Source organism: Paraburkholderia antibiotica (assembly GCF_012927125.1).
Lineage (GTDB): Bacteria > Pseudomonadota > Gammaproteobacteria > Burkholderiales > Burkholderiaceae > Paraburkholderia > Paraburkholderia antibiotica.
Map to the genome: position 1 here is coordinate 78,439 of NZ_JABBFZ010000011.1, position 21,349 is coordinate 99,787.

Annotated in this window: 21 protein-coding genes; 9 read left to right on the forward strand and 12 right to left on the reverse strand. The window is 63.9% G+C overall.

The window, feature by feature from the left end; translation table 11 throughout:
- Positions 1-135 precede the first annotated feature (135 nt).
- The 5 genes from HHL14_RS18525 to HHL14_RS18545 all read right to left on the reverse strand — a co-directional run bounded on the left by HHL14_RS18525 (position 136) and on the right by HHL14_RS18545 (position 2,950).
- The gene (locus tag HHL14_RS18525) at positions 136-717 is read right to left on the reverse strand and encodes a hypothetical protein (protein WP_169499075.1); all 582 of its coding nucleotides are present in this window, start codon (positions 715-717) and stop codon (positions 136-138) included.
- A 140-nt stretch (positions 718-857) separates the two neighbouring features.
- Complete coding sequence (locus HHL14_RS18530; protein WP_169499076.1) at positions 858-1,202, reverse strand: DUF1488 family protein; 345 nt, start codon at positions 1,200-1,202, stop codon at positions 858-860.
- Positions 1,199-1,771: a DUF4142 domain-containing protein gene (locus tag HHL14_RS18535; RefSeq protein WP_169499077.1), complete on the reverse strand. Its 573-nt coding sequence runs from the start codon at positions 1,769-1,771 to the stop codon at positions 1,199-1,201. Before HHL14_RS18535 ends, HHL14_RS18530 begins: the two co-directional genes overlap by 4 nt.
- A 66-nt stretch (positions 1,772-1,837) precedes the next feature.
- Complete coding sequence (locus HHL14_RS18540) at positions 1,838-2,401, reverse strand: type 1 glutamine amidotransferase domain-containing protein (RefSeq protein WP_206002398.1); 564 nt, start codon at positions 2,399-2,401, stop codon at positions 1,838-1,840.
- Positions 2,402-2,587: 186 nt separating this feature from the next.
- Positions 2,588-2,950, reverse strand: coding sequence for a chemotaxis protein (locus HHL14_RS18545; protein ID WP_169499078.1), 363 nt, complete (start codon positions 2,948-2,950; stop codon positions 2,588-2,590).
- A gap of 219 nt (positions 2,951-3,169) precedes the next feature.
- On the opposite strand from HHL14_RS18545, the gene HHL14_RS18550 reads away from it, so the two are divergent.
- Positions 3,170-4,426 carry a DNA topoisomerase IB gene (locus HHL14_RS18550; RefSeq protein ID WP_169499079.1) on the forward strand — a complete coding sequence of 419 codons (1,257 nt, stop codon included), beginning with the start codon at positions 3,170-3,172 and terminating at the stop codon, positions 4,424-4,426.
- Positions 4,427-4,624: 198 nt separating this feature from the next.
- Here HHL14_RS18550 and HHL14_RS18555 read toward each other — a convergent pair whose 3' ends face one another.
- Positions 4,625-4,924 (reverse strand): hypothetical protein, encoded by a 300-nt coding sequence (locus tag HHL14_RS18555; protein ID WP_169499080.1) that lies wholly within the window; start codon positions 4,922-4,924, stop codon positions 4,625-4,627.
- A 376-nt stretch (positions 4,925-5,300) separates the two neighbouring features.
- Between HHL14_RS18555 and HHL14_RS18560 the strand changes: the two genes are divergently transcribed.
- Both HHL14_RS18560 and HHL14_RS18565 read left to right on the forward strand, forming a co-directional pair.
- A complete protein-coding gene (locus tag HHL14_RS18560) occupies positions 5,301-5,807 on the forward strand; it encodes a PRC-barrel domain-containing protein (protein WP_169499081.1) in 507 nt (168 codons plus the stop codon).
- Positions 5,808-5,869: 62 nt separating this feature from the next.
- Positions 5,870-6,283, forward strand: a complete 414-nt coding sequence (locus tag HHL14_RS18565) for a DUF3175 domain-containing protein (RefSeq protein WP_169499082.1) — start codon at positions 5,870-5,872, stop codon at positions 6,281-6,283.
- Between the two features lie 104 nt (positions 6,284-6,387).
- Here HHL14_RS18565 and HHL14_RS18570 read toward each other — a convergent pair whose 3' ends face one another.
- Both HHL14_RS18570 and HHL14_RS18575 read right to left on the reverse strand, forming a co-directional pair.
- Positions 6,388-7,536 carry a branched-chain amino acid ABC transporter substrate-binding protein gene (locus HHL14_RS18570; RefSeq protein WP_169499083.1) on the reverse strand — a complete coding sequence of 383 codons (1,149 nt, stop codon included), beginning with the start codon at positions 7,534-7,536 and terminating at the stop codon, positions 6,388-6,390.
- Between the two features lie 35 nt (positions 7,537-7,571).
- Entirely contained in the window at positions 7,572-8,804 is a 1,233-nt protein-coding gene (locus HHL14_RS18575) for an NAD(P)/FAD-dependent oxidoreductase (RefSeq protein ID WP_169499084.1), read from the reverse strand.
- Between the two features lie 380 nt (positions 8,805-9,184).
- Here HHL14_RS18575 and HHL14_RS18580 point away from each other — a divergent pair, with 380 nt between their 5' ends.
- Together HHL14_RS18580 and HHL14_RS18585 are read left to right on the forward strand one after the other, a co-directional pair.
- Positions 9,185-10,612: an aminotransferase-like domain-containing protein gene (locus HHL14_RS18580; RefSeq protein ID WP_169499085.1), complete on the forward strand. Its 1,428-nt coding sequence runs from the start codon at positions 9,185-9,187 to the stop codon at positions 10,610-10,612.
- Between the two features lie 95 nt (positions 10,613-10,707).
- Positions 10,708-11,280 (forward strand): FUSC family protein, encoded by a 573-nt coding sequence (locus HHL14_RS18585; protein WP_169499086.1) that lies wholly within the window; start codon positions 10,708-10,710, stop codon positions 11,278-11,280.
- An 80-nt stretch (positions 11,281-11,360) separates the two neighbouring features.
- On the opposite strand, the gene HHL14_RS18590 is transcribed toward HHL14_RS18585, so the two are convergent.
- Positions 11,361-12,326 (reverse strand): cupin domain-containing protein, encoded by a 966-nt coding sequence (locus tag HHL14_RS18590; RefSeq protein ID WP_169499087.1) that lies wholly within the window; start codon positions 12,324-12,326, stop codon positions 11,361-11,363.
- A gap of 117 nt (positions 12,327-12,443) precedes the next feature.
- Here HHL14_RS18590 and HHL14_RS18595 point away from each other — a divergent pair, with 117 nt between their 5' ends.
- The gene (locus tag HHL14_RS18595; protein WP_169499088.1) at positions 12,444-12,791 is read left to right on the forward strand and encodes a carboxymuconolactone decarboxylase family protein; all 348 of its coding nucleotides are present in this window, start codon (positions 12,444-12,446) and stop codon (positions 12,789-12,791) included.
- A gap of 479 nt (positions 12,792-13,270) precedes the next feature.
- Here HHL14_RS18595 and HHL14_RS18600 read toward each other — a convergent pair whose 3' ends face one another.
- Positions 13,271-14,806, reverse strand: a complete 1,536-nt coding sequence (locus tag HHL14_RS18600; RefSeq protein ID WP_169499089.1) for a carbohydrate porin — start codon at positions 14,804-14,806, stop codon at positions 13,271-13,273.
- Between the two features lie 1,128 nt (positions 14,807-15,934).
- Here HHL14_RS18600 and HHL14_RS18605 point away from each other — a divergent pair.
- The 3 genes from HHL14_RS18605 to HHL14_RS18615 all read left to right on the forward strand — a co-directional run bounded on the left by HHL14_RS18605 (position 15,935) and on the right by HHL14_RS18615 (position 19,403).
- A complete protein-coding gene (locus HHL14_RS18605; RefSeq protein ID WP_169499090.1) occupies positions 15,935-16,075 on the forward strand; it encodes a hypothetical protein in 141 nt (46 codons plus the stop codon).
- A gap of 213 nt (positions 16,076-16,288) precedes the next feature.
- Complete coding sequence (locus HHL14_RS18610; protein WP_169499091.1) at positions 16,289-18,061, forward strand: ABC transporter permease; 1,773 nt, start codon at positions 16,289-16,291, stop codon at positions 18,059-18,061.
- Positions 18,062-18,065: 4 nt separating this feature from the next.
- Entirely contained in the window at positions 18,066-19,403 is a 1,338-nt protein-coding gene (locus HHL14_RS18615) for an ABC transporter ATP-binding protein (RefSeq protein WP_169499092.1), read from the forward strand.
- 47 nt (positions 19,404-19,450) lie between these two features.
- Here the strand turns inward: HHL14_RS18615 and HHL14_RS18620 are convergent, their stop codons facing one another.
- Both HHL14_RS18620 and HHL14_RS18625 read right to left on the reverse strand, forming a co-directional pair.
- On the reverse strand, positions 19,451-19,804 hold the full coding sequence (locus HHL14_RS18620; protein ID WP_329601704.1) for an aldo/keto reductase: 354 nt from the start codon (positions 19,802-19,804) through the stop codon (positions 19,451-19,453).
- Positions 19,805-19,832: 28 nt separating this feature from the next.
- Positions 19,833-21,290, reverse strand: a complete 1,458-nt coding sequence (locus HHL14_RS18625; protein WP_169499093.1) for a tetratricopeptide repeat protein — start codon at positions 21,288-21,290, stop codon at positions 19,833-19,835.
- Positions 21,291-21,349 lie beyond the last annotated feature (59 nt).

Here is a 21,349-nt window from a genome sequence, read left to right on the forward strand (position 1 = left end):
GCAAAAAAAGAAGGCCCGACGATGATCGGGCCTTCCTTTTTTCTGCCTTGTTGCGGGGGCGGCGATTCCGCTGCGTCACGTTAGCGATCCGCTACCGTCGCGTGCAACCCTGCAAGCAACCCTGCGCGTCCCCCATCAAACACGCTTCTCCGCGAACTCGTTAAGCGGCTCCGGCGTCCGGGTCGGATCGAAGTCGGCCCAGCGCCCCTGCTGCCATCGCCCCGTCGCCTTTTCGATCGACACGCCGCCGGCTTCGCGCAACACCCGCGCGGCATCGAGCTGATTATCCGGTGACACATGCGCGGCAACCAGCACGCCGGAATCGCGAATCTCTTCATGAAATGGTGTGCGATGCCCAGACTTGCCGTGCTCATGCGTGTGCGACATCGCGCCGACCAGCGACCCGACATACGCGCCCACGCCGGCCGCGATCACCGACACCAGCAGCGGCGCGGAAAACGCCGCGAAAATCCCAACGCCGACGATCGCGCCCGCGACCGCGCCGATCGTCACGCCGAGACCTGCGCCTTTCGGCGCCTCGCGCGCGGCCGGATCGGTACTGACGTCGCCGCCGAGCGGAAAGCGCGCGTGCTGGCCGCGCGGATTGACGAAAAACAGCGTGACGTCCTCTTCGACGAAACCTGCGTTGAACAGCTTCTGCGCCGCGCTTTCCGCAGCGGGGAAAGTGGTGAAGCGTGCTGCGACGATGAGTGACATAGGGCCTCCTTATCGTTCGTTGACTGGCGTTCGCGGACCATGCCATCGCTTCTTCGGCGCGCTCTCGTCACGTCATGACTTCATGACGTCGTACGGCTACGCTCAGCGCGTAGCGCGTATCGCGACATGCAGCGGCGGCGCTATGCCGTAGCACCGCGATCCGGTTCCATGCCTTCCACTCTGAACAGTCCGCTATGCAACACTACGCCTTCTCCGTTGTTCAGGTCGAGCGCTTCCGCGCAGACCGAGCGGATGCGCTGACGGCCCTTGTCGAACGCGGCCATCAACGCCGCTTCGAGCGCGGAGTCGGCGCCGAAATGATCCTCCAGCGCCTCGGCTGTGATCGCGCACACCACCGCTTCGCCGTCCACGCGCGCGAGGAAACGCACTGTCAGATTGGCGCCGTCGAAGTCGGGCTTGTCGTCGGGAAAATTGATCTGCATAAGAGAATCCTCATAGGCAGGCCGCGGCAGAATCGCGTTCATGACGAGCCCTTTATCGTGCCGGCGAGTTGCTGCGCCATCTCGAGGTGATGCTTGATGGTCGGCAGTGCTTTCTGGGCGGCGGCCTTCAACTGCGCGTCGGTGCCGCTCGCGCTTTGCTGCGTGAACAGATCGACGGCGCGCTGATGGGCTTCCACGCCGATCTGCTCGACGTAGGCCTGATCGAATTCACTGCCCTTGAGCGTCTGCAGCTTGCCGACCAGCGCGGAATCTTCCGACGGCGTCGGCTTGAAGCCCTTCTTCGCCACCAGCGCCGCCATTTCGTGCGACAGCTTCGTATGGTCGGCAATCATCTGCTGGGCGAACTTCTTCACATGCGGATCGTTCGAGTTTTTCAGCGCGACCTTGCTCGCGGCAATTTCGGTGGCATCGGCCTTCGACGCGTCGAGCACGAACTGCTGATCCGCCGGCGACAGCTTTGTGGCGCTCACTGGCGCGGCGCTCGCGGGTGCATCGCTTGCTTGCGCGCGGGCCGTGCCGACGGCCGCCGCGCTCAAGCCGAACGCGGCCAGCGCGGTGGTCAGCACTTGTAGGGAATACCGGAATTTCATGCATTTTCTCCCTATGAATTGGCTAAAACCGACGAGTCCTGATGAGGCTCCATGAACCCGCTCCGCTCACGCCGCCTTACGCTTCGACAGCTGCGCAATCAGCGTCCGGTTGAACGCGGGCAAATCGTCGGGCTTGCGGCTCGAAATCAGATCGCCGTCCTCGACCACTTCACGATCGACCCACGTGCCGCCCGCATTCCGGATGTCGTCCTGCAGACTGGGCCAGCTCGTCACCGTGCGTCCCTTGACGATGCCCGCCGACACCGGCAGCCACGTGCCGTGGCAGATCACCGCGATCGGCTTCTTCGCCTGATCGGCGGCTTTGACGAAAGCCTGCGCCTGCGGCAACAACCGGATCGCGTCGCCATTGACGACTCCGCCCGGCAACACGACCGCGTCGTAATCGTCGGGGCGGGCCTGGTCGAGCGTCGCGTCGACGTCGACCGCATCGCCCTTGTCGACGTGTTTGAAGCCCTGGATCTTGCCGGCCTTCGCCGAGATCACATGAACCGTCGCGCCCGCGTCGACGAGCGCGCGTTTCGGTTCGACCAGCTCCGCCTGTTCGAAACCGTCTACCGCGAGGACCGCGACCTTGCAGCCCTTCAGGACGTCCTTCAATGCGTCAGTCATGCATGCTCTCCTGTGTGCGACGCCGACTCTGGCCAACGTGCGATGGCGACGCGCAATGCGTTGGCAGTTGCGCATCCAGCGGAGCCGGCGCCGTCCTTAAGATTGGGGGAACGCAAAACCTGTGCCCAGTTTTCGCACGAGGTTCGCGCTGATCCGAGCGCGCCGCCGCGATGTTCAGCACGGCGCTCAGACGTTCGTTTCGTCTTCGCCCTCACCTTCGTCTTCGTCGGCACCCGGCGATTCCAATGGATCGATGACGCGGTCCACGTCGATATCGCGGTCGAAGTCCAACGTCGAATCGCCATCGGCCGCGGCGCGCTCGCCGGTGCCGCTGCGATCGGTATCGCTGCCGAGTTCGGCGTCGCCGGTTTCGAGCGCGTGATTGTCGAGTTCCGAATCGACGTCGAACTCATGACGCTTCGCGCCGGCGACATCGCTGCCGCTATCGGACGAATCGCTGGGTCCAAGCGCGCCGGTCGTGCCGGCTGTCTGCCTGACGGTCTGCCCGCCCGGTTGCGGCTCTTCGTCGGGATTCAATGTGCTGCTCATCGTGGCCCCCTCATCGGTTAGTGATGCCGGTTAGTGATGCCGGTTGGTGATGTCGATACTCGCGCAAGGACCGTTCCGCTTCGCTGTATCCAACAACGAACTGGCCCACGCGAACCAGGGCGTCAGGCACTGCCCTTGCTTTTTGCCGATCCATCACAGCCCGCGCGCCGCTGCCTGTTGCGGCGTACCGAACCCCGCTTGAAACTTCTACCGGCAACGATGGCTACCGCAACCCACACCACGCCCGCTCCACGCAAACGCGCCGCCGCGAACGGCAACGGCCATGGCCACGCCGACGCCGAACCGATGCCGCCCGGCCTGCGTCACGCCGACGACAGCAAGGCGGGCTACACCCGCAAGCGCGCGAAGACAGGCTTCACCTATTTCGACGCGACCGGCAAGCGCATCGTCGACGCCGCCGTGATTCAGCGCATCGACTCGCTCGCGATTCCGCCCGCCTACGAAGACGTCTGGATTTGCCCCGATGCGCGCGGTCATTTGCAGGCGACCGGCCGCGACGCGCGCGGGCGCAAGCAGTATCGCTATCACTCGCGCTGGCGCGAAACGCGCGATGCCGACAAGTACCAGCGCATGGCCGAGTTCGGCCGCGCGCTGCCGAAGATTCGCGCACGCGTCGCCCGCGATCTGAAGCTGCGCGGCATGCCGGGCGACAAGGTGATCGCCGCGGTGGTCCGGTTGCTCGACACGACGCTAATTCGCATCGGCAGTGCCGAATACGCGCGCGACAACCAGTCGTACGGCCTGACGACACTGCGCAAGAAGCACGTGAAAATCGAAGCCGGCCAACTGCGCTTCCAGTTTCGCGGCAAGAGCGGCATCGAGCACGACGTGAGCGTCGACGATCCGCGTATCCGGCGTATCGTGCGGCGCTGCGCCGAACTGCCGGGCCACGACCTGTTCCAGTATCTCGACGAAGACGGCACACGCCGCACGGTCGGCTCGGCCGACATCAACGATTACCTGCGCCGTGCGAGCGGCGCGGACTTCACCGCAAAGGACTATCGAACGTGGGCCGGCAGCGTGTTCGCGCTCGCGGCATTGCGCAAGCTCGTGTGCGGCAGCGCGGCCGACGCGCGCCGCCATCTGGTTGCGATCGTCAAAGAAGTCGCGACGCTGCTGCGCAATACACCGGCTGTGTGCCGGCGCTGCTACATTCACCCGGAGATCATCGGCGCGTTCGAGGCCGCCGAATTGCAGAGCCTCATACCGGGCTCGCCGCGACGCGGACTGAAGGTGGACGAGGTCGCGTTGACGACGTTGCTCGCTCAGGCGGCAAAGCGCGCGAAAAAGCGCGCGCTGCGACTCGCGCGCGAAGACACCGGTAACGGCCGCATGCCGTCGTCCTCGGTCGATAGCGGCATCGACCGTTCGTTGACGGGCTTGCTGAAGAAGTCGCGCGCGGTGCGTCGGAAAGCCGGGGCCGCCCAGGCGCCCTGCTCGCGCCGTACGCTGTAGTCGGCCTGGTCAGCCTCTAAACCTCTTCCTCGAACGCCGCCATCGCGAGCCGGACGTCGCGCTCGCCGTCGCGTATCCCGGCCCGCATCTCGGCCCGTCTCTCCGCCGCCATTGCATACGCGTCTCCCCCACGGCATTCTCCGTTGATGCACACGCGCCGCGATCGGCGGCGTTGCACGCGCTCGCATCGATCCGGCCTTACTGCCCCTTGGTATCGCTGCTCGCGTCGGCGCCGGGCGTGTTCGTCGAATCGGTCGCCGGCCTCTTCGATTTCGACTTCGATACGTGATGGTGCTGGTTCGTCATCGCCCCGCCGGTGGCCCCCGGTGCATTCGACGCGGGCTCGTTGCCCGCCGTCGGTGCCGCGGTTGCCGCGCCATGCGCGTTGCCCGAGCCGGTTCCGCCATTGCCGTTGCCGCCGCCCGCCTGCGCGAACGCGGCGCCCGACACCGCGACACACGCCGCGACCAGCCATGCTTTCGAATACGTAGTGCTCATTGAAGCTCTCCCTGAAGTGAGGATGATGAGATGACATCGTGCGTTGCCGCGCCCGCTGGCACCGCTCTCATAGATCATCGAGCAAGGGCTATGCCGCACGAAACCGAACGAAACGCGCTCCGTGCGAGGACTGATTCTCCCGCGATTGACTTCGCGAACGCCGCGTCGCCCCGTTCATGCACGGCAGCCCCTCGCTGACCGGCGAAAGAATTTCAAACGCGCTCGCATCCTTTACGCAAGCGGAGCGGTGTTTCGTCGCGGTGTTTCTTCGGTCGGGTCGCGCCGCCTGCTTCAATCTCGCCACGCGGACGCACGGCGGTGGATGGAACGGCCGTTGCTGAAGCAGCGATACCCTCAATCGTTCAGGAGTTCCATCATGGTCACCCCCACTCAGACGCAAGGCGCGAATATCGTCGGCAAAGGCGCCGCCACCGCCGAAGGTCCCGGCCCGGATGTGATGGCCGCGTCGACTCTCGACGGCAACAAGGTCGTCAGCAGCGACGGCGAATCCATCGGCAAGATCAAGGACATCATGCTCGACGTACGCTCGGGCCGCGTCGCGTATGCGGTGCTGTCGAGCGGCGGCTTTCTCGGCATCGGCGACAAACTGCTCGCGATTCCATGGAATGCGCTGACGCTCGATACGGAGGAGAAATGCTTCGTGCTGGGCATGACGGCCGAACGCGTGAAGAACGCGCCGGGATTCGATAAGGACCACTGGCCATCGATGGCGGACCAGACCTGGGCCACAACCGTGCATCAGTACTACGGCAGCGAACCGTACTGGGGCAGCGACGTCTATACGCGCCGCGACGATCTCGGCGTCGGCACGATCGAACCCGGCGCGTCGGATGCGCCCGAGGCAGGCGGCGTCAAGCTCTGAGCGCCACCTGAGCACCGGCAGTGCGGCCGGCCCCGCCCCATCAGCAGCACAGGAGCAACGCCATGGCGACCCGCAAGCGCACCAGCAGATCGAAACACCCCGCCTCGCGCGGCAAGTCGGGACGGCCGCCGCGTCAGCGGCATGCCCAGGCGCATGCCGCTCGTCGCGCGAAAAGCGCCAAGTCCGCCAGGACTAACGGCACGCAAAAATGGTCGCATCACGTGATGGAAACGAGCGACGCGATGGACATCGAGAAGGACGTGTTCAAAACCGGCAGCGCGGAGTCCATCGCGCGATCGTTGAAGCATTCGTCGACTGCGAGCCGGCGCCGCAAGGGCACGCCGTTTCAGTCGGCGATGTCGATGCTCAATTTCTACATCAACCGGGCGGGCAGAAACCTGCCGAAGGAGCGCCGCGACACCTTGCAGCAGGCCAAGCGCAAGCTGCGCGAAGCGTTTGGGCGCGAGCCGCGCTGAGGCCTAGGATTGGGGCTGCCAGCGCAACCAGGAGCATGAATAAAACCGCGAATATAAAAGACCCGGCACCGCCGGGTCTTTTATCATGCCCCGTCGAATCGACCTCAGACCCCGCTGCCGCCCACGGTCCGTTGACTCTTCCACTGCCCCTGCTGCACTTCGAACAGCGTATACGGCGGCTTGATCAGATCTCCATGCGGATCGAACGCGATCTTGCCCGTCACGCCCGTAACGTTCACCTTCGGAAACGCCGCGACGATCTTCGCGCGATCGAGCGAGTCCGCCTGCTGAATCGCCTGAATCATCGCAAGCGCGGCATCGTACGCGAACGGCGCATACAGTTCGACATCCTGATTGAAGCGCGCCTTGTAGCGCTTGCCGAACTCCTGCGCGGCCGGCAATTTGTCGAGCGCCGGTCCCGGTTCGAGATCGCGCGTGCCCTCGCCCGCATTGCCCGCGATCTGCAGGAACGCGTTACTCTTCAGCGCGCCCGCGCCAAACAGTTGCGCGGGCATGCCGAGCGAGCGCATCTGTTTGACCAGCATCGCGCCCTGCTCGTCGAGCCCGCCGAAGAAAATCAGGTCGACGTTTTTCTGCTTCAGCGAAGTGAGAATCGCGCGCAGGTCGACGGCCTTGTCGTTCGTGAACTCGCGATCGACGACATTGCCGTTCGCCTGCTTCGCGCCTTTCTCGAACGCATCGGCGAGGCCCTGGCCGAACGCGGTGCGATCGTCGATGATGCCGATGCGCTTGGCCTTCAACTGCTGCACCGCGAACTCGCCCGCGATCACGCCGCCCACACCATCGTGGCCCATCGTGCGAAACACGTTGGTGAAACCCTGCGCGGTGAGAGCCGGATTCGTCGAACCCGGCGTGATCATCGCGACGTTCGCCGTGTGATACACCGCCGAAGCCGGAATGCTGCAGCCCGAGTTGTAATGGCCGATCACGCCGACCACGCCGTCGTCGACGAGCTTCTGCGCGACCTGGATTGCGATGCGCGGATCGGCCTGATCGTCCTGTACGTCGAGCACGTATTTGACGGGCTTGCCGCCGATCGTCGGATGCTTCGCGTTCGTTTCGTCGACGGCCAGTTGCGCGCCGTTCTGCAGATCCTTGCCGACGCGGGCGACCGGCCCCGTCAGCGGTCCGACGAAACCGATCTTGACGACTTGCGGCTCGGCACCGTACGACGGCGCATGCGCGCACAACACCCCAAGGGCCAGTGCGACAACCAGGTTTCTGCGTTTCATGATGTCCGTCCTCTTCCGTACAGCGGTTGCGGTGATTAAAAACGACGCGGGCTATAAGGCGCGAGATCGACTGGCGGCGCGCGTCCCGTCACCAGATCGGCGACGATGCTGCCCGTCACGCCGCCCAGCGTGACGCCCAGATGCTGATGACCGAACGCGTAGACGACGCGCGGCGAAGCGCTCGACACGCCGACGACCGGCAAGCCGTCGGGCAGGCTCGGCCGGAAGCCGAGCCAGTGGCTGTCCGGTCGCGGCAATGGCGGCAGCGCCTCGCGCGCCGAGCGCGTAATCAGTTCGAGCAACGCGGCGTTGCGCTGCGCGCCATAGCCACCGAGTTCGACCGTGCCCGCCGCGCGGATGCCGCCGTCCATCGGCACCATGTAAAAGCCGCGCTCGGCCCAGCCGCATGGCCGCGAGATCAACGCCGACGTGCCCGGAAAGCGCACGTGATAACCGCGCTCGGTATCGAGCGGCACGCGGTCGCCGCATTGGCGCGCGAAGCGGCCCGAGAACGCGCCCGCGCAGACCACCACCTGCGCGGCGTCATGGCTGCGGCCCGCCTCGTCGACGATGCGCACGCCGCTGGCGCCCGGCGCGAGCGTACGAACCGCGACGCGCTCGTGCATCAGACCGCGAGCCAGCAGCGCCGCGTGCAACGCCTGCAGAAAGCCGCGCGGATCGCTGAGAAACCAGCTGTCGTTGAACAGGGTGCCGTGCGCGAAGATCGGCGCGAGATTCGGTTCGAGCGCGGCGATGCCGGCGCGATCGACGTTCTCGAAGCGCACGCCGAGCGAGCGCCGCAACGCGAGCGACGCCTGCGCCGCGTCGAACGATGCGGCATCCGAATACAGGTACAAACATTCGCGCGGCCGCACGAAATGCGACAGGTCGTCGGTCGCGAGCATCTCGCGATAACCGTCGAACGCGCGCGACAGCAGGCTCGCGAGCGAGCGCGCGCTGTGCTCGTAGCGGCGCGGCGTCGACGCCCACAGAAAGCGCGCGAGCCACGGCGCGAGTTGCGGCAGATAACGCCAGCGAATGCGCAGCGGACTGGTCGGCGAAAGCAGGAAGCGCGGCAGGTTGCGAAACACGTCCGGGTTGTTCACCGGAATGCAGCCGTAGTTCGCGAAGGTGCCGGCGTTGCCGTACGAGGTGGCCTCGCCCGGACCCAAGGCGTCGAAGAGCGTGACGCGGTGACCGTCGCGCATCAGCCAGTAGGCGCTCGACAGCCCGACGAACCCCGCGCCCAGCACGGCGACCTCGCTCATCGCGTCCGCCGTCCGGCCACGCTGGCCGGGCGACCCGAACCCAGGCCGGATGTGTCGGCCGGCACACGCTTGCGCCACTGATCCATTACCTCTGTCACAGCCGTCCCTCCTGTACTACAGTTCGGGGTCGCTTTCCGATGCACCACCACACAAAACTTGCTTTAATACTCACACAAAGTTTTTTTGTGTGCAATTAATACGCCTTTGTATGGCCCCAGGACTTTCCCCGAGCGAACGCTTCCGGCACTCCACATCGCCGGACAATTGCTTGCCGCAAGGCGGAAAAAGCAGTTTAGTATTGGCGATATGTACGCGGACGTCGCGTGTCACTGCTTGATCCTGTACTGTCGAACGAGTTTTTGTATGGAGATTTTCGCTGGATGAAGACCGCAATTGACCACACAAACGGTGAAGACATACTCCAGACAAAGGGCCGTCAGCCGACTTATCTCGAAGTGTCGCGCAGCCTCGAGCAAAAGGTCCGCAGCGGGCTCTACCCGCCGGGCAGCCGCCTGCCGCCGCAGCGCGAGCTTGCGCTGGAGCTGGGTCTGAATGTGTCGACCGTATCGCGCGCGTACAAGGAGTTGCAGGCGCGCGGGCTGATCGTCGCAAGCAAGCGGCGCGGTTCGATCGTCACCGGCGGCGCGATGCCCGCCGTGCACGCGCGCGGCGACGGCACCGCGACAAGCGGCAACGCGGACCCGCATGCGCTGATCGATCTGACCGTCAACCGGCCGGCCACCGGCGAATTCCTTACGCAGCTCGCACGGACGATGGCGCAGATCGCGCACGATCCGCGCTACCCCGAAACCCAGGAATATCAGCCGCCGCAAGGCCCCGAATGGGCTCGCGCGGCGGGCGCGCAATGGCTTGCCGCGCCGGGATTCACGCCCAGTGCGGACAGCGTGGTCGTCACGAGCGGCGCGCAACATGGTCTGTATGCGGTGCTCAGCAGTCTGATGGGCCACGACGGCGTGATTCTGTCCGACCAGTTGACCTACTACGGCCTGAAGGCGCTCGCGCCGGTGTTTCAGTTCGAACTGGTCGGCATTCCGAGCGACGATGACGGCCTGCTGCCCGAGCGCCTCGAGGAGGTATGCCGGCAACGTCGCGTGAAGGCGATTTTCACGGTGCCGAATCTGCAGAACCCGACCGTCGTCACGATGAGCCTCGCGCGCCGCTCGGCGCTCGCCGACATCGCGCGCCGGCATCACATCGTGATCATCGAGGACGACGTCTACGGCCCGCTGCTGCAGGCGCGTCTACCGACGATCGCCAGCCTGTGCCCCGAGTTGACCTTCCATATCACGTCGACCTCGAAGATTCTCGCGCCGGGCCTGCGTATCGGCTATCTGCACACGCCGCCGCACGGCGCCGCGCTCGCCGCGGAAGCCGTGCGCACGACCGCCTGGATGCCCGCGCCGCTGTCCACGCTGATCGCGACGCGCTGGATCGAGGACGGCACCGCGCGGACGATCCTCGACGCACAACGCGCCGAACTGCGCGTGCGTCAGCAGATCGCGCGCGAACTGTTGCCCGCCGAGCATCTGAAAAGCGACCCCGCGTGCATGTTCGTGTGGTTGCGCGTGCCACCGCCGTGGCGCTCGGACGACTTCGCGGCCAATGCGCTCGCGCGCGGCGTCAACACGATGCCGGCGTCCGCCTTCGCGGTCGATCGCTCGACAGTCGAGCATGGCGTGCGCATCAATCTCGCCTGTGCGGCGTCGCGCGAAGAGTTGACGCGCGGCCTGCAAATTCTCGCGCACACGCTGCGCGACCGGCCGCGTGCGCTGTTCGGCACGATCTAGACGGCGGCGAAGCAACGCGTGAAGTAGCGCGCGAAGCAACGCGCGGAGTCGCTAGAATACGGCACGCTCATGCTGCCGCTACGTGCCTCGTTTCCATGACTCCCTCCGACGATTCCCGCCCCTCCTCGCGCACCCGCGCCGCCGATGCGCTATTCGCCTTCCTGAAGTCACTGCCGCTCGGCGACCGGCTGATCGAAGGCGGCTTCATGGCCGTGCAGGCGGTGGCGGGCGCGAGCCTCGCGTTCGGCATCGGTCGCGCGCTGCATACCGAGCAGGCGTTCTGGGCCGCGATCACCGCGATCGCGGTCAGCCAGCACAGCTATGTCGATACCCGCAAGCTGTCGCGCGATCAGTTCATCGGCGCGATGGTCGGCGGGATTTGCGGGCTGATCGGCACGCTCGCGGGTGGCGGCCATTTCGCGGCCTATGCGGCAACGGTGGCTATCGCGATCCTGATCTGCTGGGTCGTCAACGTCGGCAGCGCGGCGCGCCTCGGCGGCATCACCGCGACGATCATGTTGCTCGTGCCGGGCATCGGCCCCGCGTGGGACAAGGCGTTCCTGCGGCTCGCCGAGGTGACGCTCGGCACCGTGTGCGCGCTGCTGATTGCGCGGCTGATGGCGTCAATCGAAAGGCGCGCGTTCAGCAAGGCCGAGCCGCCTAAATGACGGCACGTCGTTTGTTTCGGTGGGCCACCGCTGTCATTCATCACCCGCACCATCACCCGCGCATGCGCGCCGACTTTTAATCAGCGATCCGAATCATCGTCCGCTTGCGTGCGACGCCGGTAACGTCCCGGCGTTACGCCGACGCTTTGCGCGAACGCCTTGCCAAACGCCGCTTCCGATTGATACCCGACCATCTCGCCGATCTCCGCCGCGCTGCGCTGTGTGCGCAACAGCAGATCGCCGGCGATCGTCATGCGGATCTGCGTGAGAAAGTCCATCACGGTCACGCCGGCGCGCTCGTTGAAATGCCGCGCGTAAGTCGCGCGCGACATCGCCACGCGCTCGCCGAGTTCGGCGATCGTCCATGCGCGTTCGGGCGCGTCGAGCATCGCCTGCACCGACGCGCCGAGCCGCGCGTCGGTCAGCAGCGCGAGCACGCCGGCGCTATTCGCATTGCGCTCGCCATGCACGCGCAACGCGATTGCGAACAGCGCATGGCTCAATGCGGTGACGATTGCGAGCGCGCCCGGCTGACGCCGCTCCGCTTCGCCGCGCATCAGCGCGATCAGCGTCTGCAACGCATCGAGCGTATGCGCGCCGCCCAGCGACACGTGCAAAGGATCGGGTAACGCGTTCAGCAGTAACGCCGACGAACCGGGCGCATAGACGAAGCGGCCGCATAGCAGATCGACGTCGGCGTGAATGGCATGAACGGCCGACGCGTCGCCTTCAGCGCGATCGTTGCGCCGCAGCGGCAGCATGCCGTCGTGCCCGAGTTGCAACGGCAAGCCGCCCGCCGAGCGCTTCACGTCGCGCACGCGATGCGCGGCACCACGTGGAAACAGCATGAAGTCGCCGGCCTGCAATTCCAGTTGCGCGCCGCCGACCGTTTCGATCACGCAGGCGCCATCGAGCACCAGGTGAAACGGCGCGATACCCGCTTCCAGCGGCGCGTGATCGATATCGAAAGCGCCCGACAGCAGACAGCGAAGATCGAGGCTCGCTTGTGGCCGGGCAAGGTCGATCAGGCGGCTGAGCGTATCCATGAGACGTTCGCGCTAGAAGTTGAGTCGAACGAGTATTCAGGATATCGCGGCCGCGCGCAATACTGCTTTCACGACGCCGGCACTCGCCAGCGCGCAACGAAACCAAGGAGCACAGCCATGTTGAACTGGATCGATTACCGCAAGGAACTGTTCGGCCGTATCGGCGAAATGTCGAAGCTCGCGCCGGACAGCGTGAAGGCCTATCAGGCGATGTCGGGTGCCGGTCAGAAGACCGATCTGCTCGGCGCGAAAACGCGCGAGCTGATTGCGCTCGCGGTGGCGGTCAGCCTGCGTTGCGATGGTTGTATCACCGTGCACACGGCCGAGGCGCTGAAGCACGGCGCGACGCGCGAGGAAATCGCCGAAGCGCTCGGCGTCGCGATGGCGATCAATGCGGGCGCGACGCTCGTTTATTCGGCACGCACGCTCGATGCGGTCGCCGCGCATACGCAAGCTTCGCTGTAAGGCGCTGCTGCAAGCCCTTCTGTAAGCCTCTCTGCAAGCTTCCCTGTAAGCCGCGTCGATGATGAGTCGCGGCAATCTGTAAGCCTCCACTCGTCTTTACGCACCGCATGACCGGACAGTATCCGGCCATGCGGCGCGCGTCTTTTCACTGAAGCGATTAATCACCGCGAACCGCTCGTCGACACGGCGCCGCTATCGCAACGTTCGCAATAGTTAGAGCAGTGCCGCCGCGCGGCACACACAGCGCGACGCTGCCGCCAAACCTTCGGATACGAACCATCGAGCGTCCCAACATTTATCGCGCGACGCCTATAAAGATTTTTCGAGCCGTGCCGATACGCCAGTCATTGCAGTGCGTGCCGACCGCCGCAAGCGGCTTCGACACCAGCCAGGACACTGTTGAGTTGCCGCGTTGTGGCGTCGCGGTTCATGCCCGTATTCATGCCCGTACGTCACTGCACTCGAAAGCGCAGCCTTCATCAAAACTGGATCGTCGTCCGCAAGCCGAGCACCGCTTCGTTTCCGATGCGCCGGGATGCATCGTTCGGATCGGGAATACCGCCGCCCGGACGCCAGAAATATTGAAAGTCCGCTTGCAGCAGCCACCACGGCGCGACCTGGTATTGATAGGTAGCCTCGAGCACCGTCTCCGAACTGCGCGACGGATAGCCGGGCGTGTAAAACGCCTGCGCGTTCGCGAGATTCCGCGCGTGCGAGCCGATCTTCGCGTAACCGAGCGCGAGTCCGACCACGTCGTTGTCGCGCCCCTTGAACGGCGCATGGAGCGTCACGCCCGCATTCACGCCGAGGTCCACGAGATTGCGATCGCCCGGCGCGCCCATGATGCGTGCGAACACACCCAGCGATCGCGGACTGTCGGGGCCCGCGCGCCACACCATCTGATCGGCGACCGCGTAGAAGCTGTAGCTGCCCCGATGACTCGCCGGCATGCCGTTGCTCGCCGGACTCGCCAGCGAGAGTCCGTTCGTATCGACGTTCTGATCGTCAAAGCGGTTGCTGTTGTACCAGAACCCGAGCTTGTACGTGCCGGGCAAGCCGCCCGGTTTCGGATCGGACGGATTAGAAGAATTGGGCGACGGCTCGTTGATCGCGTACTGCACTTCGCCGATTACAAGCGCGCCGTTGCCGAGAGTGAAGTTCGTGCCGTTCGCATTGAGCCTCTGCGGATCGCCGATGCCCGGCGCCGGATTGCCGTCGAATACGCCGCCCAGCACGCTCACCCCATTCGCGAACGATGCCCGCGCGCGCACGCCGAGCGACGATAGCGGATAGGCCGGACCGCCCGCGGGCAGATCGACGGATGGCAGCACCGGCCAGCCGAAAGTCGCGTTCATGAAGGTGGCCGCGTTCTCGCTGACCATGAACTCCTGATCGAGACTCTGCTGACCGATTTTCACGTCGACGTTGCCGAGCGACTGCTGATACCACAACTCCCACAGACGGGTCGTCGCCCCGGCTTCGATCCCGCTCGCGGTTTGCAGCGTCTGCAGATTTCTCGCGGTGAGGCTGGTGCCATGAATCTGCAGCCCGGAGACGTTGAAGGTGCCACCCGGCAAACCAAAAGCCTTGTGCGTATCGACGACGAGCCCGAACTGCGTCAAGCCCTGATACGCGCCGCCACGGCTCGTGCCGCCCGACACGTTGCCCATGTATTCGCTGGTTTCCTGCAGATCGAACGTAACACCGTAATTACCGAGCCACGGACGCAGTCCGCCCATATCGCCGAGCAGGGTCGAGCGCTCCCACAAGCCGGTCGGTGCGACGGCGGTTTGCTCGGCGGGCGCAGCGTTGTCCGGGGCGGCTGAAGATGTCGACGCATTCGATGCATTCGATGCGCCCGTTGCCGGCTCCGTGGCCGGTGGTGTCGCTTGAGCCGGCACGGCTTCGTCGACGGTCTGCGCGAACGCGCAAGGAACAAGGCCGAGAGACAGCGCCGCGCTCACGGTAATCGGACCACCGGTGCCGAACAGTCTGCGTTTACGGATATTTTTCATGATGTATCGGGGGTCCCGGTTGTACGCGGAGGGGCTCGCTCCGCTGTTATGTCGCAGACGCACATTGCAGAGGTGTCTTCACGCTGTCGCCGGCACGCGCAAACCTGCAGTTGTGCGAAACATCCCGCGCACGGCAAACGCCATGCGCAAGCGCAACCGTCCCTGCATCGGACGTGCAGATGACGAACAGAAAATGAGGAAGCGTGCGACTGACAAACCGGCCGCACTGGCCGGTTGAATTGAAGCGCGCTAACCCGACTGGGGCGAGTTAGCGGCGAAGGAGCAAACCTGCGGCGACTATCTCGCGATCATGTTGCCGGCGCTGGCCGGCATCGGACTTCCACTGCCTGAACATGCGTCCATGGGACGACTCCTTCGATACGTTGGGGCGGATTGTATTGACTTTGTCCGCATCAGTGCAAGTAAAAAGCACATCAGAACGATCGACCCGTCGCGTTGCACTGCGTCACACTGCGCCGCGTTGCGTCGATCCCGACACCCAGCCAGGCCCGATGGAAAGCCGTATCGCTCGCGATAACTATCCACGTCTTTGCGCGAATCGTCGTCGATCACGCTTGGCTCTGCTTAACGAATATGGCAAATAGGGTTGACTTCCCGTTTTTACCGAGTCTAGAATTCGCCGGTCTTATCAATTGGGGCTAACGCCTTGGACTCCTGTAGTAGTCAACCTTCGAACAGTTTCACTGCCTGACCGGCAGAACGTCCGCGCCCCCTTCCCTCGCGCCGCCGTTCCGCCAGCAGGCAGAACGGTGCGCGCCGTAGTTCATCTCCTCGTGCACCTCGATCATCAGCGCCATGCGGACGCGGCCTTTGCTCGCCCGCACGGTATGCCCTCGCGAGCCTTCGGGTTTGCGGCCGTCGCTCGCCGTTGTCCCACGTTTTATCGCGGACCCGAACAAGCCCGGTAGAACTACGCTGCACGCCTGCGCGCAGCCCACCCCGACGAGGAGCCGACATGCCCGACAGTGACAGTTGTTGCTTATGCCCATCCCTTTCAGTCTTACCGAAGGAAAGCACGTAGCACCCTGACGCCGCGCCCAGCGTGCGACGCCTGAATGTCTGCTGGCTTTCCGCTTGCGCGTCACGCACGACGCGCGGAGAAACGCCATGAATTTCGCTCTGCTTCTGTCTCATCTGCCGAATACCCACGAGTCGCGCGCTCACTACGAGTCGCTGCTGTCGCTCGACCCCGTCCGACCGAATCGTCTTGCCGCCTTCTGGCGTCGCCTCGGATCGCTGTTCTCCTAAGTTCTGCCAGGCTTTCGCCACGTATCGGCGCCGCGATCGAAAGATCGTGGTGCCGCCCCCTCACGGCCGACGTTTGCCGAACCCGCTCTTTCATTACCTGTATTTCGTCATGTTCCACCTCAACGCCCCGACGCGAATCGATCTATCTGCCGGTCTTCGGCCTACCCGCGCGAATGCGCTACACGCAACCCGTCACGTCCCAGGAGCTTACTGATGGAGTTCGGTTTCAACCTGAACCGCACCGCCAATGCATCGGCCGCACGGCTGCTGCCGAACGGATGGGATTTCGTCGCCTTTCCGTTGATCCTTTGTCTGATCGCAATGGCGTCGATCGGTTTTCATCAAACGCTTGCGCCGATGTCGACGCTCGACACGCAAGCGATCTCGCTCGATCCGGTCAACCTGCCCGGCTACGCGATGCGCACCACGCTGCGCATGCTCGCGGCGATGATCGCGTCGCTCGTCTTCACGCTCGTGTACGGTACGCTCGCGGCCAAAAGCCGGCGTGCCGGACTCGTGCTGGTGCCGATTCTCGACATCCTGCAGTCGGTGCCGGTGCTCGGCTACATCTCGTTTACCGTCACGTTCTTTCTCGCGATGTTTCCGGGCCGCGTGCTCGGCGCCGAATTCGCGGCGATCTTCGCAATCTTCACGAGCCAGGCGTGGAACATGACGTTCAGTTTCTACCAGTCGCTGCGTACGGTGCCGCGCGATCTGGACGAAGTGTCGCGCGGTTTTCATCTGACCTCGTGGCAGCGCTTCTGGAAGCTCGAAGTACCGTTCTCGATGCCCGGCCTGATCTGGAACATGATGATGTCGATGTCGGGCGGCTGGTTCTTCGTCGTTGCATCGGAAGCGATTACGGTCGGCAATCATACGTTCGCGCTGCCGGGCATCGGCGCGTATCTCGCGCAGGCGATCTCGGAGCAGAACCTGCACGCAATCGGCTGGGTCATTCTGACGATGACGGTCGTGATCCTCGCGTACGACCAGTTGCTGTTCCGCCCGCTCGTCGCGTGGGCCGACAAGTTCCGCATGGAGACCACCAGTTCGGGCAACGCGCCGCAATCGTGGCTGCTCGACATGATGCGGCGCACGCGTCTGATTCACCGGCTGCTGACGCCGGCCGGCTGGATGCTCGCGGCGCTGGCACGCATGCCCTTGCGCGCACCTTCTTTACTCGTGCCGTTCGCGAACGTCCGGCGCGACAGCCCGCCGCGCAGCGAGAAATCGACGCGCATCGGCGACATCGTGTGGGGCACGCTCGTGTTCGCGCTGACGCTCTACGTGATCTATCTCGTGGTCGGCTATGTGCGCACCGGCGTCACGCTCGACGAGGTCGGACACGTGCTTGGGCTTGGGCTCATCACGCTGCTGCGCGTGGTGGTGCTGATCGTCATTTCGTCTCTGATCTGGGTGCCGGTCGGCGTGCTGATCGGATTGCGGCCGGCGCTCGCCGAGAAAGTGCAGCCGCTCGCGCAGTTTCTCGCCGCGTTCCCCGCGAACCTGCTGTTCCCGGTGTTCGTGATCGTGATCGTGCGCTTTCATCTGAACCCGGACATCTGGCTGTCGCCGCTGATCGTGCTCGGCACCCAGTGGTACATCCTGTTCAACGTGATCGCGGGCGCGACCGCCTATCCGAACGACTACCGCGAGGCGGCCACCAACTTCCGCATCCGCGGCTGGCAGTGGTGGCGTCAGGTGATGCTGCCGGGCGTCTTCCCCTATTACGTGACCGGTGCGATCACCGCGTCGGGCGGTGCGTGGAATGCGAGCATCGTGTCCGAGTTCGTCCAGTGGGGCGATACCAGGGTAGTCGCGCACGGTCTCGGCGCCTATATCGCGGAGACCACCGAGGCCGGCAACTTCCCGAAGATCATTCTCGGCGTCGCCGTGATGTCGCTCTTCGTCACGCTGTTCAACCGCATGCTGTGGCGCCCGCTGTATGCCTTTGCCGAATCCCGGCTCCGACTCGACCAGGAGTGAACCCATGCAAGACATTATTCAAACCATTCCCGCCGAGCTGACCCAGTCGTCCCCGCGTAAGCGCGCGCAGGTGCTGAACATCGAGCACGTGTGCCGCGGTTTCGATAAAAACCAGAGCGATCTGCTGGTGCTCGACGACGTCAATCTGACGCTGCACGAAGGCGAAATCGTCGGATTGCTCGGCCGTTCGGGCTCGGGCAAGTCGACGCTGTTGCGCATCATCGCCGGTCTGATCCGGCCGACGAGCGGCCACGTGACGTACCGGGGCAAGCCGCTCGACGGCCCCGCCGAAGGCGTCGCGATGGTGTTCCAGACCTTCGCGCTGTTCCCGTGGCTGACCGTGCTGCAGAACGTCGAAGCCGGCCTCGAAGCGCTCGGCGTCGATCCCGACACGCGCCGCAAACGCGCGCTCGCGGCGATCGACCTGATCGGCCTCGACGGTTTCGAAAACGCGTATCCGCGCGAACTGTCGGGCGGCATGCGCCAGCGCGTCGGCTTTGCGCGCGCGCTGGTCGTCGACCCGACCATCCTGCTGATGGACGAGCCGTTCTCCGCGCTCGACGTGCTCACCGCCGAGACGCTGCGCACCGATCTGCTCGACCTGTGGAACCAGGACCGCATGCCGATCAAGTCGGTGCTGATCGTCACGCACAACATCGAGGAAGCGGTATTCATGTGCGACCGCATTCTGGTGCTGTCGTCGAACCCAGGGCGCGTGGTGGCCGAAATCGAGGTGCCGTTCAAGCATCCGCGCAACCGGCTCGACCCGGTCTTCCGCGCGCTCGTCGACGACATCTACGCGAAGATGACCGCGCGTCCCACCGGCGCCGCGGCGAAGCGCGAACTCGAGCCTGGCAGCTGGCTACCGAACGTATCGACCAATCTGATGGCCGGCCTGATCGAAACGCTCGCCGACGCGCCGTACAACGGCCGCGCCGACATGCCCGAGATCGCGCGTTCGCTGCGGCTCGAAGTCGACGAATTGTTCCCGATCGCCGAAATGCTGCAGTACCTCGGCTTCGCGGAGATCCGCGAGGGCGACGTGTTCCTCACGCCGCCCGCGCATCGCTTCGCCGAAGGCAGCACGCAGGAACGCAAGTTGATGTTCGCCGGTCATCTGCTGCAGAACGTGCCGCTCGCCGCGCGAATCAGGAAGGTGCTGAACGAGCGGCCGGGACATCGCGCGCCTCGCGTGCGCTTCGAGCAGGAACTCGAAGACCTGCTGTCCGACAGCGTGGCCGAGGAAACGCTCGATGCGGTGATCGACTGGGGCCGTTACGCGGAAGTGTTTTCGTACAATGACAAGACCGAGACGTTCAGCCTCGCAGACGTCGAAACCTGAGCGAGTGCCGGCGCGCTGCCGCCGGCATTTGCTCGCCCTCTCTCGCGCTACCGCTGCGTCCCATGCCGCACGTCGGCAAGCTGCTGCCGACGCGGCTCGCCCTGCCGCTCCAGCATCCAGCCCGGATACTCGGACGGCAGCCTGCTCACTTCCGCGAGCTTCGCGAGTTCGTCGGCATTGAGCGTCACCTTGGTCGCCGCGATGTTGTCGTCGAGCTGCTCGACTTTCTTCGCGCCCACGATCACCGTGCTGACGACAGGTTGATGCAGCAGCCACGCCAACGCGATCTGCGCGACCGAGACGTTTTTCGCGGCGGCGATCTCGCGCATCGTGTCGATGCAGTCGTACGCGCCACATATCTGCGTCAGCAGATCGTTCGCTTTTTCCTTTGCCGCTCGTATCCTCATGCAACTGCCGGCTGTAAGGGTATTAGTTCAGAACCCGCCCTCCGTAAATCCATTCGATGCTTCCGTAGGGCGCGATGCGGTTTAGGCTATCCAACATCGCTCTGCCACCAGCCTCATTTCCTTTCACGAATCTGGCATAAGCTCCGCCGTAAAACAACGCTTCTCCGAATGCCTCCTGCTGATCCGCCCCGGACATCGCAGCAATAATCTTCGCCACCTCTCTAATCGTGTCTTCGCCCTGCCACATGCGCAGCAAGGCTCCATAGTGCCCTTTGTCGTGCGTTGCGTAGTATGTCGCCTCCTGTTCGAGGACAGGATTCGCTAGCGATGAATCCTTCGCTCTTGCCATGATGTACCGGTAAACCAGACTCCTGTATGCGTAGAAGCTCGGACCTTCAAGCACGGACTGCGCGTCAACCAGCGTGTTGATGGCTTCCCGCCATTGCTCCAACTGCATATAGGCGAAGGTTGCTGTTATGAATCCCTCGGTATAGGTACTCAATGCGGACGCGCGTTGTATGGTCGGTTGTTCGTTTGCAAACTTGCGCGTGCGCTCAAGCTCCGGTGCCAATAAGTTCAGCGCGCCTTGGGGATTGTTAAGGTTAAACAGAATGCCGGCCTTGGTAGCAATCAGATCCTTGCTCTTCGATGGATCGAGTATGTCCAACGCGTGGTCGATTACGATAAGCGCCTCGTCGGACCTGCCAAGAGAGTCGAGTGCGGCCGCTTCGCGCTGCATTGCAAACGCCTTATCCGAAGGGGAAACGGCAGCGGCCTCATCTTTTCGGGCATCATCCAGATTGTGCTCGTGATGGGTTTTGAGAAAATTGCCTGCCGTATTCGCCTGCAACGCTCCTTGTTTCGGCGGAGTACATTGAAGAGGCTGAGTTTCTACCGCGGCCAATTTCGCCGGATTTGTGATGTCCGACACTCTTTGCGAGCAGCTTTGAGTGCCGTTAAACACAAACTCCACGAGATACGTTCTGGCTTTTTCCGGTGTGAACGTAGTCACCAGAGGTCCGCAATAGGGGTATCGAGTATCCGGCGACCCATCGGGCGTCGATGCCCCCGTGAGTCCTTTCACCTGAATGGGCGTTCCTGGTTTGAGTATCTGCTCACGCGACACTTCCGTGCGATCAATGCCCTTATTAAACGACTCGGTCATTCTCGCGATCCAGGGCAGCAGAACATCGCGGCCGCTATCGAATACCTTTCCGACAGGTTGAAATCCGGCACATTGAGTGGCTGACTCACTTGTCCAGTACATCACACCCATTGGCATACCCTTTGAACGGAATATCAGCTTCGCATCGTCAGCGTTGCTGGAAAGTGCGGATTCTCGATCGGCTGCGGGTACTTGCGGCACGACAGTGCCTGCTGCGGTGCTCGCCGTGCTGTGATGCTGATGCGCACAACCGGAAAGCAGTAATGCCACACCGGAGAGGATCATGGCGGCAAAAATTGAACGGTGATTTTGCATGGAGGAGTATGGGATAGTGCTGACTGAAATATGTACCTAATCCATTCACTAAAGAATGG